The 17,819-nt window shown below is 37.5% G+C and carries 15 protein-coding genes; 13 read left to right on the top strand and 2 right to left on the bottom strand.

Annotated features, from left to right (window positions below; genetic code table 11):
- Nucleotides 1-57: 57 nt before the first annotated feature.
- Nucleotides 58-600, bottom strand: a complete 543-nt coding sequence (locus tag RGU12_RS02065) for a transcription repressor NadR (protein ID WP_309534588.1) — start codon at nt 598-600, stop codon at nt 58-60.
- Between the two features lie 137 nt (nt 601-737).
- The gene (gene ilvD, locus RGU12_RS02070) at nt 738-2,417 is read right to left on the bottom strand and encodes a dihydroxy-acid dehydratase (RefSeq protein ID WP_309534589.1); all 1,680 of its coding nucleotides are present in this window, start codon (nt 2,415-2,417) and stop codon (nt 738-740) included.
- Between the two features lie 348 nt (nt 2,418-2,765).
- On the opposite strand from ilvD, the gene gnd reads away from it, so the two are divergent.
- The 13 genes from gnd (at nt 2,766) to RGU12_RS02135 (ending at nt 17,796) form a co-directional block, all read left to right on the top strand.
- Complete coding sequence (gene gnd / locus RGU12_RS02075; protein ID WP_309534590.1) at nt 2,766-4,178, top strand: NADP-dependent phosphogluconate dehydrogenase; 1,413 nt, start codon at nt 2,766-2,768, stop codon at nt 4,176-4,178.
- A gap of 183 nt (nt 4,179-4,361) precedes the next feature.
- A complete protein-coding gene (locus RGU12_RS02080) occupies nt 4,362-5,630 on the top strand; it encodes a nickel pincer cofactor-dependent isomerase, group 22 (RefSeq protein ID WP_309534591.1) in 1,269 nt (422 codons plus the stop codon).
- An 84-nt stretch (nt 5,631-5,714) separates the two neighbouring features.
- Nucleotides 5,715-6,485, top strand: a complete 771-nt coding sequence (locus RGU12_RS02085; protein WP_309534592.1) for an SDR family oxidoreductase — start codon at nt 5,715-5,717, stop codon at nt 6,483-6,485.
- A gap of 78 nt (nt 6,486-6,563) precedes the next feature.
- The gene (gene larE, locus RGU12_RS02090) at nt 6,564-7,364 is read left to right on the top strand and encodes an ATP-dependent sacrificial sulfur transferase LarE (RefSeq protein ID WP_116350424.1); all 801 of its coding nucleotides are present in this window, start codon (nt 6,564-6,566) and stop codon (nt 7,362-7,364) included.
- Between the two features lie 113 nt (nt 7,365-7,477).
- A complete protein-coding gene (locus tag RGU12_RS02095) occupies nt 7,478-8,950 on the top strand; it encodes a gluconokinase (protein ID WP_309534593.1) in 1,473 nt (490 codons plus the stop codon).
- A gap of 72 nt (nt 8,951-9,022) precedes the next feature.
- A complete protein-coding gene (larB, locus tag RGU12_RS02100) occupies nt 9,023-9,778 on the top strand; it encodes a nickel pincer cofactor biosynthesis protein LarB (protein ID WP_309534594.1) in 756 nt (251 codons plus the stop codon).
- Nucleotides 9,779-10,675, top strand: a complete 897-nt coding sequence (larC, locus tag RGU12_RS02105) for a nickel pincer cofactor biosynthesis protein LarC (protein ID WP_309534595.1) — start codon at nt 9,779-9,781, stop codon at nt 10,673-10,675.
- A 186-nt stretch (nt 10,676-10,861) separates the two neighbouring features.
- Complete coding sequence (locus tag RGU12_RS02110; RefSeq protein ID WP_309534596.1) at nt 10,862-11,839, top strand: ring-cleaving dioxygenase; 978 nt, start codon at nt 10,862-10,864, stop codon at nt 11,837-11,839.
- A gap of 253 nt (nt 11,840-12,092) precedes the next feature.
- Entirely contained in the window at nt 12,093-12,476 is a 384-nt protein-coding gene (locus tag RGU12_RS02115; protein ID WP_309534597.1) for a hypothetical protein, read from the top strand.
- On the top strand, nt 12,466-12,981 hold the full coding sequence (locus RGU12_RS02120; protein WP_309534598.1) for a hypothetical protein: 516 nt from the start codon (nt 12,466-12,468) through the stop codon (nt 12,979-12,981). The genes RGU12_RS02115 and RGU12_RS02120 overlap by 11 nt, the downstream gene beginning before the upstream one ends.
- Nucleotides 12,982-13,269: 288 nt before the next feature.
- A complete protein-coding gene (locus RGU12_RS02125) occupies nt 13,270-14,283 on the top strand; it encodes a glycoside hydrolase family 15 protein (protein ID WP_309534599.1) in 1,014 nt (337 codons plus the stop codon).
- Between the two features lie 415 nt (nt 14,284-14,698).
- Complete coding sequence (glgB, locus tag RGU12_RS02130; protein ID WP_396232297.1) at nt 14,699-16,642, top strand: 1,4-alpha-glucan branching protein GlgB; 1,944 nt, start codon at nt 14,699-14,701, stop codon at nt 16,640-16,642.
- Nucleotides 16,639-17,796, top strand: coding sequence for a glucose-1-phosphate adenylyltransferase (locus RGU12_RS02135; RefSeq protein ID WP_309534601.1), 1,158 nt, complete (start codon nt 16,639-16,641; stop codon nt 17,794-17,796). Before glgB ends, RGU12_RS02135 begins: the two co-directional genes overlap by 4 nt.
- Nucleotides 17,797-17,819 lie beyond the last annotated feature (23 nt).

Consider the following 17,819-nt stretch of genomic DNA (forward strand, 5'->3'; position numbering starts at 1 on the left):
TCGACCTGCAAAATATAGAAAAGCAACAGCCTTCACGAGGCTGTTGCTTTTCTAATTTTACTGATCACTAAATAGAATATTCGCTTCATGTAATGCTTCACAGGCTGCATCAAGTTTTTCAATGGAATCCGCTTCAATCGTATGTAAATGCACGCCATTTGTTAGTAAAGATAGGAGGGAGGCATTTGTTTCAGATAATTTTTCTATAAACCGTTTTACTTCAAATCGATTCTTAATCATTAAAGATCCAGTAATTTCCCCATATACAGGATGCTCGACAATCACATCCCTAACAGTTACACCATGATCGACCAATGTATTAAGCTCATCCGCAGTTTGCTCAGATGTATGTTTCACTGCAATAATTCTTGAAATGGTATCTTGTTTTGGATGTTCCTGTAAATAGATATAACCCTGACTAGTAGCAACAATGGGTTCATTTTTCGCTTTCAATAACGAGATATCCTGAACGATTACCTGGCGGCTCACATTAGCTCGTTTTGAAAGTTCCTCACCAATGATGGGAGTAGGGCTTTCCTTTAACCATTTGATAATCGATTCTCTTCGTTTTTCCCCTAGTAGTTTTTTATCTGCAGTCATTTTTTTCACTCCAATTAAAGCTGTAAGAGCTTTCGCTTACCATTTATTTTATCAGCAAGTACATTCGGATACAATTTTTTGAACCATAAAAAAACAGCCTCATTCAAAAGAATAAGGCTGTTTAATAGGTAATAGGATTAGATTTTCATAACTCCACCAGTACTGGCATTGGTTACCAGTTTAGAATAACGAGCTAGGTATCCTTTTTTCACTTTTGGTTCAAAGCCTTTCCATTCAGCTTTACGTCTTTCGAATTCTTCATCGGAAATTTCTAAAGTGATTGAACGATTATTTAAATCTAGCTCAATCATATCGCCATCTTGAACGAATGCGATAGGTCCGCCTTCAGCAGCTTCCGGTGAGATGTGTCCGATTGAGATACCTCTAGATGCACCAGAGAATCTTCCGTCTGTAATTAAGCCAACTTTTGCACCAAGGCCTCTACCAACGATTTGAGATGTTGGGGCAAGCATTTCTGGCATTCCGGGACCACCTTTTGGACCTTCATAACGGATGACAACAACGTCGCCTTCTTTTACTTTCCCAACGATGATAGCAGATAGTGCATCTTCTTGTGAATCATAGCAAACCGCAGGGCCTCTATGGTATCCACCAACCTCCGGATCAACCGCACCAACCTTAACGACAGCACCCTCAGGAGCTAAGTTACCAAATAGGATAGCCAATCCTCCTGTTTCTGAATGAGGATTCTCAAGTGGACGAATGACGTTGTGATCGGTAATTTCACAGCCTTCTACATTTTCTCTTAACGTCTTACCTGAAACAGTCAAACAATCTCCATTAATTGCACCGGGCTTTTTAAGCAATTCATTAATAATGGCACTAACGCCACCCGCATTATGAACATCTTCAATATGATGGTCAGAGGCAGGAGCAATTTTCGCTAAGTGTGGGACACGAGCTGCGATATCATTAATTCGTTCTAATGAATATTCAATTTCTGCTTCATTTGCTAATGCAAGAGTATGAAGAACTGTGTTCGTAGATCCACCCATTGCCATATCTAATGCAAATGCGTTATCAATTGTATCAACAGTTACGATATCACGTGGCTTAATATCTTTTTCGATTAAATACATTAATTGTTTTGCTGATTTTTTAACAAATTCTTTTCTTTCTTCGGAAACAGCCAGGATTGTACCGTTACCTGGTAGAGCCAGACCAAGTCCTTCAGCTAAACAGTTCATGGAGTTTGCTGTAAACATACCAGAACAAGAACCACATGTAGGACAAGCAAATTGTTCGATTTCTGTTAACCTTGCTTCATCAATTTTACCAGATTGATAGGCACCCACACCTTCAAATACGGAATTCAGGTTAAGTGGATTTCCAGCTGCATCACGACCAGCCTTCATCGGTCCACCACTAACAAAGATAGTAGGGATGTTTAGACGCATGGCAGCCATCATCATACCTGGAGTAATTTTGTCACAGTTTGGGATACATACCATTCCATCAAACCAGTGTGCAGAAACAACTGTTTCAACTGAGTCAGCAATGATTTCACGGCTTGGTAGGGAATACCTCATTCCGATATGACCCATCGCAATTCCATCATCAACACCAATTGTGTTCATTTCAAATGGAACACCACCAGCCTCACGAATGGCTTCCTTAACGATTTTTCCAAACTCTTGTAAATGAACATGCCCAGGAACAATATCAATATACGAATTGACAACTGCTATAAAAGGTTTGTTAAAATCTTCATCTTTAACTCCAGCTGCACGAAGTAAACTTCTATGTGGAGCTCGATCGATTCCTGATTTAATCATATTACTACGTAAATCTGACATAATTACTACCTCCAAATCTTTAAGTCGACAAAATCTAAAAATTTAAATTATTACTCATTGTAACACTATTTTTAAGATAATCAATTAATAAATTTTATAGTTTTTATGAGAATTTTGAAAAATATAGTTTAAAATCTTCATAGATTCTACAAATTTCAACAGTTGACTGATTGATTAAAAGAGTATATTCTTCTATAATATAAATAGTTAGTTTAGGAAACAAATTAATTATTTGATGAAGACACCATCTTTTAAAATTAAATGTTATAATCACTTTAAAAGAAACACAATATAACATTATGATTTGTTTTCTATCTTTATTACATAAGTAGAAAGGTTTGATTTTAAATGTCTAAGCAACAAATAGGTGTAGTTGGTTTAGCAGTAATGGGTAAAAACTTAGCGTTAAATATAGAAAGTAGAGGATACTCTGTTGCAGTTTTTAACCGTTCATATGAAAAAACAGAAGAGTTCCTTCAAAATGAAGCAGTAGGCAAAAACTTTGTTGGTGCAAAGACAATTGAGGAATTTGTTAATTCCCTAGAAAAGCCACGCAAAATCTTATTAATGGTTAAAGCTGGTCCAGCAACTGATGCAACAATCGATTCCTTAAAGCCTTATCTTGAAGAAAATGATATTCTAATTGATGGTGGTAATACATTCTTCCAAGATACAATTCGACGTAACAAAGAATTAGAATCTACTGGCATCCACTTTATCGGAACAGGCGTTTCTGGTGGTGAAGAGGGAGCTTTAAAGGGTCCTTCAATCATGCCTGGTGGACAAAAAGAAGCTTACGAGCTTGTTGAACCAATCTTAACTGCAATCTCTGCAAAAGTTTCAGGTGACCCTTGCTGTACATATATTGGACCAAATGGTGCTGGTCATTACGTAAAAATGGTTCACAATGGTATCGAATATGGCGATATGCAATTAATCTGTGAAGCATATTTCATCCTTAAAAATGTTCTAGGTTTAAGCACGGATGAACTTCATGAAGTATTTGCTGAATGGAATAAAGGTGAACTTGATAGTTACTTAATTGAAATCACTGCAGATATTTTCAAGAAAAAAGACGAAGAGACAGGTAAGCCACTTGTTGATGTAATCCTTGATACTGCAGGTCAAAAAGGAACTGGTAAATGGACTAGTCAAAACGCTCTTGATTTAGGTGTTCCACTACCAATTATTACTGAATCTGTTTTTGCTCGCTTTATCTCAGCAATGAAGGATGAGCGTGTGAAAGCAAGCAAAGTTCTTTCTGGCCCATCAGCAAGCGGATTTGATGGAGACAAGCAAGAACTTATTGAAGCAGTACGTAAAGCTTTATACTTAAGCAAAATTATTTCTTATGCACAAGGTTTCGCACAAATGCGTGTAGCATCTGAAGAATATAATTGGAATTTAAATTACGGCGAAATTGCAATGATTTTCCGTGGCGGATGTATCATTCGTGCACAATTCCTACAAAAAATCAAAGATGCATATGACCGTGATGAGCAATTAGCTAACCTATTATTAGATCCTTACTTTAAGGAAATTGCAGAAGGTTACCAAACATCATTACGTAAGGTTATTTCAGTAGCAGTAGAAAAAGGAATTCCTGTTCCATGTTTCTCTAGTGCAATTGCATACTATGATAGCTACCGTACTGAAACATTACCTGCAAACCTTCTTCAAGCACAACGTGATTACTTTGGTGCGCACACATACCAACGTGTGGACAAAGATGGAGTCTTCCATACAAACTGGATGGAATAAAAACATTGTTGGGGTTTCAACATTGAAACCCCGGCTTTTGTTGTAGATAAATCTCATATTAGATGTAAGGGATTACACCTGCATTATTTTGGCTTCCATTTTTCAGTGCGAAATAAGAGACATCGCTTTCAAAAATGCGTAAACTGTTCTTAGGTATTAGTTTTTATAGAAGGGAGTCTTATCATGGGTATTCTCCAAGAGTTATTAAAGGATATTCCAGTTCCAAAAATGCTCAAAGTCAAACAGCATTTTGATGATTCAAAAGTTGAAAATCTTGTAGAAGAATTAACAAATAAATTACATCGAGAAGAAGTAAAGCAAACCATTAAACCAGGCATGGAAATAGCAATTGCAGTAGGAAGTCGTGGTATTGACGCTTTAGTTGACATTACGAAAACAACTGTTCAATTCATTAAAGACATGGGCGGCAAACCTTTTATCGTACCTAGCATGGGTAGTCATGGTGGTGCCACTGGTGAAGGACAACGTGATGTTTTAAAACATCTTGGAGTAACAGAAGAAAGTGTAGGTTGTGAAATACGCTCTTCTATGGAAGTTATTAAGCTAGGTGAACTACCAAATGGCTTACCAGTTTATATTGATAAATATGCTTCTCAAGCTGACGGAATCGTTGTAATTAATCGAGTAAAACCTCATACAGCTTTCCGTGGCTCTGTAGAAAGTGGCATTCAAAAAATGATCAGTATAGGTCTTGGAAAGCAAAAAGGTGCCGAAGCTTGTCATCAATTAGGCTTTAAATATATGGCCGAAAATGTTCCTGCAATGGCACAAATGATTATGGAAAAAACACCGTTTCTTTTTGGTGTTGCAACCGTAGAAAATGCGTTTGATAGAGTGGCAAGAATTGAAGTTATGCTAACCAATGAAATCATTGAGAAAGAGCCTGAACTTCAAGCACAAGCAAAGCAATTACTTCCAAAGCTTTTCTTTGACCAAATCGATGTTCTTGTCATTGATCAAATTGGTAAAAATATAAGTGGAGACGGAATGGACCCAAATATCACAGGTCGCTACCCAACTCCATATGCACACGGTGGTCCTGAAGTGAACAAAATGGTTGTGCTAAACCTAACGCCAGAAACAGAAGGTAATGCGAATGGTGTTGGTACAGCGGATTTTACAACTCAACGACTAGTAGACAAAATGGACCTTGAATTCACATATGCAAACGGATTGACTTCAACAGTGGTTGCTCCGACAAAAATTGCAACAACACTTCCAAATGATAAAGAAGCAATACAAGCGGCCATTAAAACTTGTAATATCTTAGATTTTACAAAGGTAAAAATGGTACGTATCAAAGATACACTGCATGTGAGTGAAATCGAAGTTTCGGAAGCCTTATTAGATTACATTAAGCAACATCCAAACATTGAACAGGCATCAGACCTTTACGAATTTGACTTCGATGAAAACGGAAACCTATTTTAAAATATTCAGTAGGGGGACAAACCTCGACTGAATTATTACCTTGACTAAATAAGACCTAATTCATAGTAAAAGTGGGGAATAGACATGACTAAATTATTTGACTTAACTGGAAAAACAGCTGTTGCTATTGGTGGAAATAGTGTTCTAGGCTCTTCTATTTGTAAAGGATTCGCCGAACATGGCGCAAAAGTTGCTATTGTTGGACGAAACCTTGAAAAAACAGAAGCTGTTGTAAAAGAAATCGAAGCAGAAGGTGGAATAGCGAAAGCTTTCACAGCGGATGTTCTTTCACGTGAATCACTTGAAAATGCAGCAAAAGAAATCGAAGCATGGTCTGGTGGAATTGACATCCTTCTTAATGCACCAGGTATGAACAGCCCAACTCCATTCTTCGAGCTTGAAATGGATGAGTATGATAAAATCATGGATGTAAACCTTAAAGGTTATGTTGTAGCTACTCAAATTTTCGCAAAGAAAATGATTGATCAAGGACGCAAAGGAAGCATCATCAATATTTCTTCTGTGTCATCAACAACACCACTATCTAAAGTGTTTACATACTCGGTTTCAAAAGCTGGTGTGAACAGCATGACTCAGTTCTTAGCAAGAGAATTTGCACCAAATGGAATTCGTATAAATGCAATTATTCCAGGATTCTTCCCAGCTGAACAAAACCGTAAAATCTTAAGCGAAGAGCGTGTAGCATCCATCATGGGTCACACTCCAATGAATCGTTTCGGTAACCCTGATGAACTAAAAGGAGCAGCTGTATTCTTAGCTTCAGAAAATGCTTCAAGCTTCGTAACTGGTACTTTCATTCGCGTTGATGGCGGATTTGGAAGCATGACCATCTAATAAAGTACTTCTTTAACGCAATATAAATGATATAAATAGAAAGAGAACAATTAAACCGGGAGAGAAGGGGAGAAGACAATGATTGAGGAAAAGTATCAAAAGCTTGTGTCAATTCTCCGCGAGATGGAATCAGTTGTCGTTGCTTTTTCCGGTGGTGTTGACAGTACCTTTTTACTCAAGGTTGCTGTCGACACACTTGGAAAGGACAATGTGTTAGCGGTAACTGCTGATTCAGAAACATATCCTTCAACTGAGCTAAAGGAAGCTCAAGTCCTTGCAAAACAAATTGGGGCTAACCATCGTGTGATTGAAACTTCGGAGTTAGCCATTCCTGGATATACAGAAAATGATCGAAATCGTTGTTATTTCTGTAAGAGCAGTCTTTTTGATCATCTCATTCCAGTTATGGAACGTGAAGGGTATCACAATGTTGTGTATGGTGTCATCGCTGATGATATGAATGAATTCCGTCCCGGTATGAAGGCTGCAAAGGAAAAAGGTATTCGTGGACCATTGCAAGAGGCAAATCTGTTTAAAGACGAAATTAGGGAATTATCCCGTGAATTCGATTTGCCAACTTGGAACAAACCATCATTTGCATGTCTGTCCTCACGGATTGCTTATGGGGAAAAAATCACGATTGAAAAACTAACAAAGGTTGAACGAGCAGAGGCATACCTTAAATCTCTTCAAATTCGTCAGGTTCGTGTTCGTACCCATCAAGAAATTGCAAGGATTGAAGTTGAACCTAACGATATGAAAATAGTCTTAGAACATCATGAAGCCATCACAAAAGAACTAAATTCAATTGGCTATAAATATATAACACTAGATTTAGTAGGATACAAGAGTGGAAGTATGAATAAAGTACTTTCTTAAGGAGAATGCTTTGGAATCTTTCCAAAGCTTTTTCTTTGTTAAGAATAATATGATAACATGAAGTCACAAACTACTTAGTATTAACGATAGAACGTGTAAAGGAAGATGTAGGTATGTCACACGAATATGTCATTGGTCTCGATCTAGGGACAACCAGTGCAAAAGCAGTTATTTTCACCTTAAATGGTAAGGTAGTTGCAGAAGCAGAGGATCTTGTTACCTCTTACTACCCTAAGCAAGGATGGGTTGAACAAGACCCTGATGAAATTGAGCGATCCGCTGTAAAAGCAATCAATATGGCCATTCAACAAGCGAAAGTAAATAAAGAAGATATCATTAGCTTGGGGATTTCAGCTGCCATGCATTCCATCATATGTATGGCGGATAATGGAGAGGCTCTCTCCCAAGCATTAATTTGGGCTGACGGTAGAAGTACAAAACAAGCAAATGAACTTATGGAATCAGATGGTCTTGAAATTTTTTCAAGAACAGGTATGCCGATTCATCCAATGTCACCTTTAGCAAAGCTCATTTGGATGAAGGAAATTGAGTATATTCCTTATACCCAATCAAGCTATTTCTTATCTATTAAAGAATATTTACTTTTAAAATGGTTTAATCAACGAGTAATTGATTATTCAATGGCATCTGCAACTGGTATGTTTAACGGAAAAACATTTCAATGGGATCCTGAAGTACTTTCTAAAGCAGGAATCACAGAGGAAATGCTTTCAAAAATTGTCCCTCCAACTTATCGATTAACCGACATTAACCCAAAAATTGCAGATGAAATGGGCATCTCAAGTGAAATGCCATTTATCATCGGTGCAGCCGATGGTCAGTTTGCAAATTTAGGAATTGGAGCTATTTCTCCAGGCGAAGTGGCTGTAACAGCAGGCACAAGTGGAGCCATCCGCCAATTTACAAAAGGATTCCAATCAAATACAAAGCATGAAACTTTTTGTTATGCTTTTACTGATGAACATTTTATTGTTGGTGGGCCAACTAATAACGGTGGAATAGCCCTTCAATGGTTAAAAGAACTACTTAATTACCAAGAAAGCTTTGATCATTTTACTGCTGAAGCTAAAAAAGTGGGCCCTGGTGCTGAAGGCTTATTTTTCCATCCATATATAAATGGGGAACGTGCTCCATTATGGAACCAACAAGCTCGTGGTAACTTCTTTGGAATGTCTGTTACCCATAAAACTGAGCACTTTGTTCGTGCCGTATTAGAGGGGATTACTTTTAATCTATACCAAATTGGACAAGCGCTAGAAAAACAAGCCGGAGAAACTGAAAAGCTTTATGTGAACGGTGGATTGGCACGTTCACCATTGTGGCTTCAAATGCTTGCTGATGTGTTTGGTAAGGAAGTTTATGTCCCAGAGACTCATCATAGCGCAGCATGGGGTGCAGCTTGGACAGCATTGGTAGGCATCGGCAAAGTGAATTCCTTTGAAGAGATCAAGAACAATATCCCAATGGGAGAGCCCGTTGTACCAAATCAAGAAAACCATGAGAAATACAAGGCTATATACGCAAAATATGAAGCAATTGGAAAAGATATTATCAAACATTTTTAAAAAATTGAGCGTCAGTTTTTACTGACGCTGTGGCTATTCATCGATTCTAAAGTCGATTAAGGTGTGTGAAACATGGTAGAAGAAATTTTAAAGCAAGTAAAACAAGGAACATTAAGTATAGAGGATGCAAAAAAAGAATTAGCAACCTACGAAAATTTAGGATTTGCCAAAATCGATCATCATCGAAAAAACAGACAAGGATTCCCGGAAATTGTTTTTGGTGAGGGCAAGACGAAGGAACAAATTCTATCAATTGTTAATGTAATAAAGGAACGCGGAGACAATGTTCTTGTGACACGAATTTCAATGGAAAAAGCAGACTTTATTTTACAATCGAACTCTGAGTTTGTGTACAATGAAACAGCTCAAATTCTGTATTGGAAAGACGTTACACGAGAAAACAAACAAAGGAACGGCTACATTGCAATTGTGTGTGCCGGTACCTCAGATTTACGGGTCGCTGAAGAAGCAGCTATTACAGCTGAAGTGTTAGGTAGTAACATTCGTCGCTTCTACGATGTCGGGGTGGCTGGCATCCATCGTTTATTAGATAATATAGAAGAAATCCGAAATGCGAATGTTTCAGTAGTTGTCGCAGGCATGGAGGGTGCTTTGCCAAGTGTGGTTGGTGGTCTTGTATCCCATCCAATTATTGCAGTACCAACAAGTATTGGATATGGGGCCAATTTTCAAGGATTATCGGCTTTATTAACGATGCTTAATTCCTGTGCGTCTGGAATCAGTGTAGTGAACATCGACAACGGTTTCGGCGGTGCTTATAATGCGGTCTTAATTGATCAACTCGCACAAAAAGGAGAACTAGATTAAATGAGAACACTATATTTTGATTGTTTTTCAGGAATTAGTGGGGATATGGTAATTGGGGCATTACTTGATGCAGGTGGAGACCCACAAAATCTTGTTGAGGAATTAAAGAAACTTCATTTTGAGGATGAATACGAATTAGCATGGAAAAAGGTCGTAAAAAACGGAATTACATCTACGAAATTTGATGTCATTTTAAAAAATGATAGCAATATGCACACACATCATCATGACCATGAACATACCCACCACCATGAGCATCATCATGATCACGAACATACTCATGACCATGTACATGAACATATACATACACATGAACACAGCCATGATCATCACCACGGTCATGGACACGATCATCACAGCCACGATCATGACCATCATCACCATCATTCACATCGTGCCTATAAAGATATTGTGAAGATGATTGAGGAATCTGAATTGGCTCTTGAAGTAAAAGAAATAGCATTAAAGATTTTTAAGAAAATCGGGGAAGCAGAAGGCCTAATCCATGGACTTCCGTTAGAAAAAGTGCATTTTCATGAAGTAGGTGCCGTTGATTCAATAATTGATATTGTAGGAACAGCCATTTTACTACAACAATTAGAAATCACTACGATTAAATCGTCATCTGTACCAGTTGGAACAGGAAAAATCCATATTGATCATGGAATTTATCCTGTTCCAGCACCTGCGACACTTGAAATTTTAAAAGGGGTACCGATTGAGCAAAGTGATATCCGTTTTGAACTCACGACTCCGACTGGAGCCGGAATTATCTCCGTACTTACAGATGAATTTTGCAGTTTTCCTTCAATGAAGGTAAGGGCCATAGGTTACGGAGCTGGTACAAAAACGTTCAAAGATCGTCCAAATGTCCTCCGTGTTATTATAGGAGAATAAATATTTATTTTGTCCTCACAAAAAGTGGGGACTCTTCTTTTTAAAAACCTTTTATTGACACAGGTTTTATTACGCAGTATAATTATCTTGAATTAAAGATATATTAATTTAAGATATTTTGTATATAGTAATTTAACATCTCTTGGAAAAACTAAAAAACATGTAACTATATTGGAGGCAGAAATGATGAACGGATTAAAAGGAATACACCATGTTACTGCGATCACAAGTAGCGCAGAAAAAAACTATGAATTTTTCACCTATGTACTAGGAATGCGTCTCGTTAAGAAAACAGTAAACCAAGATGATATTCAAACATATCACTTATTTTTCGCAGACGATACAGGTAGTCCAGGTACAGACATGACCTTCTTTGATTTTCCTGGAATCCCGAAAGGTATCCATGGGACAAATGAAATCTCAAAAACATCTTTCCGTGTACCAACCAATGCTGCGATTGATTATTGGGAAAAACGTTTTGACCGACTAAATGTTAAGCATTTTGGTGCGAAAGAACAATTCGGGGTAAAAACATTATCATTCGTTGATTTTGATGATCAACAGTATCAATTAGTTTCTGACGAAAATAACAAAGGTGTTCCTGGAGGAACTCCATGGCAGAAAGGACCTATCCCATTAGAATATGCAATCACTGGCTTAGGACCATTATTTGTACGAACTGCTCATTTTGATTTCTTTAAGGAAATGCTTGAAAAAGTATTACAATTTAAAGAAATTGCAGCGGAAGGCTCTTTTCACTTATTTGAAGTAGGTGAGGGGGGGAATGGAGCTCAGGTTGTCGTCGAAAATAACACTGTTCTCCCACAAGCACAACAAGGCTTTGGAACAGTCCACCACGCCGCATTTCGTGTAGAGGACAAATCAGTCCTTGACGAGTGGGATAAGCATTTACGCGGATTCGGTTTCCAAACGTCTGGATTTGTTGATCGTTTCTTCTTCGGTTCACTTTATTCAAGAGTGGCACCTGGAATTCTATTTGAGTTTGCTACAGATGGTCCTGGGTTTATGGGGGATGAACCATACGAAACACTTGGTGAAAAGCTATCTTTACCACCATTCTTAGAGTCTAAACGTGAAGCCATTGAAAGCTATGTTCGACCAATTGATACCGTTAGAAGTACGAAAGAGTTTGTAAAAGAATAATCTGATTTACAGGATGTCCCATTTTAACATGGGACTTTTTTTATTAGTAAGTAATTGGTTACTCATAATATGAAGCATTTACCAATTGCCTATTGTATATAGGCCAAAAGGCGTAAAACCAACCTTTTTCCACGTTAATTTTTTCCATCATTAATGACCATGGAAGTATTTTATCGAATTCAATCGAAATTTGTCTTATTTCATTGTATAATTATCTGTTGTAAGATATAAAGTTTGGAAAGGATGATGTCCAATGATGGAATGGGCGTTAGTCATATTATTTGGGGTAGCAGCGGTATTGCTTATTTTATCCTATACACTTACGAAAAAAGCAAAAAAGGCCGAACAGCGAGAGCTTGAATTATATTCAGTAAGTTTTATGGAGGAAATAAATAAGCTACAACAGCAAATGAGAAACCTTGAATTAGATAATGAAATACTTGCAAACCAGGCAGGGATTGACACAACTAATAAGGAACAACGTGAGTTACTTCGTGATGCGCTTGATTTATATAAAAGAGGATATTCCGTAACAAGCATTGCGAATGAGAAAGAGTTAAGTGAAATCGAAGTCCAAGGTTTGCTATCTCCTTTTATGAAACAAACAGAAGGGAGAAAAATAGCTAATGACCGCTAAAACATTAACTAGCTTCGCTTCTGGACTTTTACTTGCGGCAGTGGTTTGCGCGGTTGTTTACTTTTTCGGACCGGAACAAGCAACAACTACAAAGGCAGGAGAAAAACCAACTGTTGAAGAACTCAAAAGTCTTCTAACAGACGAAGGTTATGTTGTCCATACTGAAGAAGAATGGAATCAAGCAATTGCTGAAGCGAAGAATCCAGTTGAAAAACCTCAAGAACAGCCTAAAGAGGAAGTAAAAGAAGAGCCAGCAGAAGAACCTAAAGAGGAACCTTCCGAACCAGAGGTCAAGAAAACGGTGATCAATGTCACCGAAGGTATGACCAGCTATGAAGTCGGAAAAGCACTTATTTCAGCTCAAATCATTAGTGGAAATGCTTGGGATTTTGCAAACCTAGTTGAGAAAAAAGGTGTGGCAAAATATTTAAAGCTTGGCACATATGAAATTAACAGTAATATGACAACAGACGAAATCATTTCAACTATTTTTAATAAAAAATAAACCTAGAAAAAGACCAAAACCAGCAAAAAGGGATTTGGTCTTTTTCATTATCTGTGAAACAAATTTGTGAAACAAGAAAAATCGGGCTGTGACATGCACAAAAAGGTAGGCGTTTCTCACAAAATGGAGACATTTGTTATCATTTTGGCGTTGCTTACATATTATAAAATATAAATTAATAATTCATATTAATTTATTTAATGACCTAAAATGACGTTGTTGTGTTTTATAAATATGATTTCTGTCAAGAATGAATGTGTAGTAAATAAGCTAATGGGGTGATACGAAATGTATACCAATAAAGCAATTCAGGTTCTTGACCGTATGCGTTTATCAAATGGTGCTTATACAGCAAGTTTATCAAATGATTACAGCTATGTGTGGATTCGAGATATCGTATATACTGTTCTACCATTTATCAATGAACCGTCCGATAGATATGTAAAGGCATATCATGCATTATTTGATATGTTTAAGGCGTATGAGTGGAAAATTGATATTCATCGGAAAAAGAAACCAATCTATTTGTTTGAATACATCCATTCAAGATACTCTACCGACTTAAAGGAAATGCCAGTCGAATGGGGGCATGCCCAAAATGACGCAATTGGAGCATTTTTATGGGGCGTTGGTGAAGGATACCGCTTAGGACAAAAAGTTATTCGAGATAGAAAGGATATTGAAATCGTCCAAAAGCTTGTTGATTATTTGGAATGCCTTCAATATTGGCAAGCAAAGGATAATGGTATGTGGGAAGAAAATATGGAAGTTCATGCTTCAAGTATAGGTGCTTGCGTAGCTGGACTTAATGCCGTCAAAATCCTTGTAAATGTCAAAGAAGATTTAATCAAAAAGGGAGAAAAGGCCCTCCGAGATCTTTTACCTCGTGAAAGCGAAACAAAGGATACTGATTTAGCATTGCTTTCCCTTGTATTCCCATACCGGATCGTTGACCGCGACCATGCTCTTAAGATTGTTGAAACCGTTTCCTCGAAGTTAGAGCGCACATATGGTGTGATTCGCTATGAAAATGATCAGTATTATAATGAAGGAAGTGAGGCTGAATGGTGCTTCGGTTTTCCTTGGCTGGGCCTTTGCTACCTTGAACTAGGACAATTTCAAAAAGCAAGTGAGTATATAGAAAAAACAAAAAGGATTGTGCCAGATAATTGGGAGGTTCCTGAGCTCTATGTAGGTGGAACCAATAAACCAAATGGAAACACTCCATTAGCATGGTCAGTTGCGATGTCCTATATTTTTCTCACGAAAATGGAGGATCTCGCACAACAAAAAATATCTTAAAAAGCTGCTTAGGCAGCTTTTTTTGTTTGAACCTTTAAATACCGATACAGATAACAACAGAAAGTATTCCAATATAACAAATATACCAAACACCTAACCCTCGTTTATATTATTTCACAATATCAAAATTCTACATAAAAAAGCAAAAATCCCACACATATCAACCATAAATTGTAAACGGTTTCAAAGTTATTTTTAAAAATATTCTCTTTAAAATAATAATTTTCTATCCATTCTATCTTATTTGACAATAAAAAACATTATTCGCTAAAGGAATAAATCTCACACTCCACGAATTAATATAATAAAGTGAGAAAGTAATAACCAACTTCAGTTTTATTATTTTTATACAAAAGTCATAAATTTTTGGTATTACTAACATTCTACTCACATATATCAAAAGGAGGATATGGTAGTGAATTCTACGCTAGAAAATGAGGCTGAACTTTTACCAAGTGAGTTCGATTTGTATTTATTTCACGAAGGAACATTATTAGAAGGCTATAACATGCTTGGTGCACATGTGATGTCCTATAAAGGGATAGACGGTGTACGTTTTTCTGTATGGGCACCCCATGCCAAGGCCGTGTCCGTCGTTGGAGATTTTAATAACTGGGCTGGTAATGCGAATAGCCTTGAATTGATTCCAAACTCTGGTGTATGGATTGGATTTATTCCAGGGTTAAAAGAGGGTGAACTTTATAAATACGAAATCACAAATGCAAACGGCGAAAAGAAACTGAAAGCTGATCCATATGCCTTCTTCTCTGAAGTAAGACCCAATACTGCATCTGTGATAACGAGACTCGACCAATATAAATGGAATGATAAAAAATGGCTAAACAATCGTGACAAAGCAGATTCTTACAATAATCCAATGATGATTTACGAATTACATACGGGTTCTTGGAAAAAGAAAGAAGATGGAAGCTTTTATACATACCGTGAATTAGCGGATGAAGTCATTGATTATGTAGTGGAACATGGTTTTACACATATTGAATTAATGCCGATTATGGAACATCCATTTGACTTATCATGGGGCTATCAAATAACTGGCTTTTATTCCGTAACTAGCAGACATGGTAGTCCTATCGATTTCATGTATTTTGTGGACCAATGCCATCAAAAAGGAATTGGCGTCATACTTGATTGGGTTCCCGTTCATTTCTGCCGTGATGTTCACGGACTTGGAAGATTTGATGGAACTCCCCTTTACGAGCACACCGAATCAAAACGTGCTGACAGACCATTATGGGGGACGTACAGCTTTGATTTTACAAAACCAGAGATTCATAGTTTCTTACTTTCCAATCTTACTTTTTGGATGGATATATACCATATTGATGGCTTTCGAATCGACGCCGTATCATCACTAATTTACCTCAATCACGACAATCCGCAGCAAGAAAAGCTATTCAATCAATTTGGTGGCGAAGAAAATCTGGAAGCAATTGATTTTATTAAAAAGGCAAATGAAGCCATATTTAAACGATATCCGGGGGTATTGATGATTGCCGAAGAGGCAACTGATTATCCTCTTGTAACCGCACCAACCTCTGTAGGTGGATTAGGCTTTAATTATAAATGGAATATGGGATGGGTAAATGATGTTCTTAAATACATGCGACTGCATCCGTCCGACAGACGTTATCACCATAATTTATTAACTTTTTCCTTCTTCTATGCGTTTTCAGAAAACTTTATTTTACCTTTTTCACATGATGATGTTGTTCACGGCAAGAAATCACTTTTAGATAAAATGCCGGGCGATTACTGGCAAAAGTTTGCGAATTTGCGATTGTTATACGGATATTTAATGACCCATCCCGGAAAAAAGCTTCTCTTCATGGGTGGGGAGTTCGGTCAATTTTCCGAGTGGAAGGAACTTGAGGAGCTAGATTGGATGCTTCTAGACTATGATTCCCACGCTAACCTTCAAGCCTATTTTAAAGAATTACAACATTTTTATCGAATGAATTCAAGTCTATGGAGACTTGATCATGAACAAGAGGGCTTCGAATGGATTGACCCTGATAACCATGCACACTCTGTGATTACATTTATGAGGCATGGGAAGCGCAAGGGTGATTACTCGATCATCGTTTGCAACTTCTCTACAGAAGTCTATGAAAATTATCGTATTGGCGTCCCGTCAACAGGGAGTTATATAGAAATGTTTAATAGTGATTCAGTGGAATTTGGAGGTTCTGGTCAGATAAACGCAGCTGCTATAACCGTTGATAAAACGCCAGCACATAATCAGCCATACAGCATGACCATTAAAGTTCCACCATTAGCAATTAGTATCTTTAGAAAAGAGACAAAAAAGAGAAAAAGAGGTGTCGTCAAAAAATGAGATCAAAGAAGTGGATTGCAGTTGTTTTAGCAGGTGGTCAAGGGTCAAGATTGGGGGAATTAACAACAACCCTTGCCAAACCCGCTGTTCCATTTGGTGGAAAATACCGAATTATTGATTTTCCTTTAAGTAATTGTACTCATTCTGGTATTGATACTGTTGGTGTCATTACTCAATATCGCCCACATGTGCTCAATAATTATGTAAGCAATGGGCGTCCTTGGGATTTAGACCGGAACAATGGAGGAGTAACCGTCCTTCCGCCGTATCTTGGAAAGAATGGTGGGGATTGGTATAAAGGAACAGCTAATGCAGTCTACCAAAATATCCATTATATCGAGCAATATGATCCAGAATATGTGCTTATCTTATCTGGTGACCATATTTACAAAATGGATTATAGTAAGATGCTTCGCTTCCACCTTGAAAAAGATGCAGCTGCTACAATTGCTGTCATTGAAGTGCCTTGGGCAGAAGCAAGTCGCTTTGGAATCATGAATACAAACGATGAAAAGAAAATTGTTGAATTTGATGAAAAACCAGCCAATCCAAAAAGCAATCTCGCGTCAATGGGGATTTACTTGTTCAAATGGAAGTTATTAAAACAATATTTAATCGAAGATGAAGGAAATATTCATTCTTCCAACGACTTTGGGAAAGACATCATCCCTAAATTACTTAAAGAGGATAATCAGTTATATGCCTATCAGTTTGATAGCTATTGGAAAGATGTAGGTACAATCGAAAGCCTCTGGGAAGCCCATATGGACTTATTAGATGATGATGCTCCTGGCTTTGATTTACATGATCCTAGTTGGCCATTCTTTACTGGAATCGCAACCCATCCACCACAATATATATCACCGACCGCGGAAATATCCCAGTCATTAATCAACGAAGGTTGTATTGTGCAAGGATCGGTTGACCACTCGGTTCTTTCATACAATGTACTGGTTGGAGAGAATTCGCTTATTCGAGACTCAGTTATCATGCCGAATGTTCAAATTGGCAAAAATGTGACCATTCACAAAGCGATTATCGCTAGTGATTTATGTATTCCAGATGGAGCACATATTGGGTCAGATGTCCCGAACGCAACCATTACATTAGTTGGAGATGAAAGCACAGTTAGACCCTTAACCGTAAGTAAATAAATATCACATGAGGAGCGATTGGG

Origin of the sequence: Ferdinandcohnia sp. QZ13 (genome assembly GCF_031324165.1) — a bacterium.
Lineage (GTDB): Bacteria > Bacillota > Bacilli > Bacillales > Bacillaceae_L > Ferdinandcohnia.

Bases quoted from the DNA above. Each gene is read 5' to 3' on its own strand.
- RGU12_RS02125 (WP_309534599.1), top strand. From the start codon at position 13,270: ATGTATACCAATAAAGCAATTCAGGTTCTTGACCGTATGCGTTTATCA.
- RGU12_RS02120 (WP_309534598.1), top strand. From the start codon at position 12,466: ATGACCGCTAAAACATTAACTAGCTTCGCTTCTGGACTTTTACTTGCG.
- RGU12_RS02135 (WP_309534601.1), top strand. From the start codon at position 16,639: ATGAGATCAAAGAAGTGGATTGCAGTTGTTTTAGCAGGTGGTCAAGGG.
- larE (WP_116350424.1), top strand. From the start codon at position 6,564: ATGATTGAGGAAAAGTATCAAAAGCTTGTGTCAATTCTCCGCGAGATG.
- RGU12_RS02085 (WP_309534592.1), top strand. From the start codon at position 5,715: ATGACTAAATTATTTGACTTAACTGGAAAAACAGCTGTTGCTATTGGT.
- RGU12_RS02115 (WP_309534597.1), top strand. From the start codon at position 12,093: ATGATGGAATGGGCGTTAGTCATATTATTTGGGGTAGCAGCGGTATTG.
- gnd (WP_309534590.1), top strand. From the start codon at position 2,766: ATGTCTAAGCAACAAATAGGTGTAGTTGGTTTAGCAGTAATGGGTAAA.
- larC (WP_309534595.1), top strand. From the start codon at position 9,779: ATGAGAACACTATATTTTGATTGTTTTTCAGGAATTAGTGGGGATATG.
- RGU12_RS02080 (WP_309534591.1), top strand. From the start codon at position 4,362: ATGGGTATTCTCCAAGAGTTATTAAAGGATATTCCAGTTCCAAAAATG.
- RGU12_RS02110 (WP_309534596.1), top strand. From the start codon at position 10,862: ATGAACGGATTAAAAGGAATACACCATGTTACTGCGATCACAAGTAGC.
- ilvD (WP_309534589.1), bottom strand. From the start codon at position 2,417: ATGTCAGATTTACGTAGTAATATGATTAAATCAGGAATCGATCGAGCT.
- RGU12_RS02065 (WP_309534588.1), bottom strand. From the start codon at position 600: ATGACTGCAGATAAAAAACTACTAGGGGAAAAACGAAGAGAATCGATT.
- RGU12_RS02095 (WP_309534593.1), top strand. From the start codon at position 7,478: ATGTCACACGAATATGTCATTGGTCTCGATCTAGGGACAACCAGTGCA.
- larB (WP_309534594.1), top strand. From the start codon at position 9,023: ATGGTAGAAGAAATTTTAAAGCAAGTAAAACAAGGAACATTAAGTATA.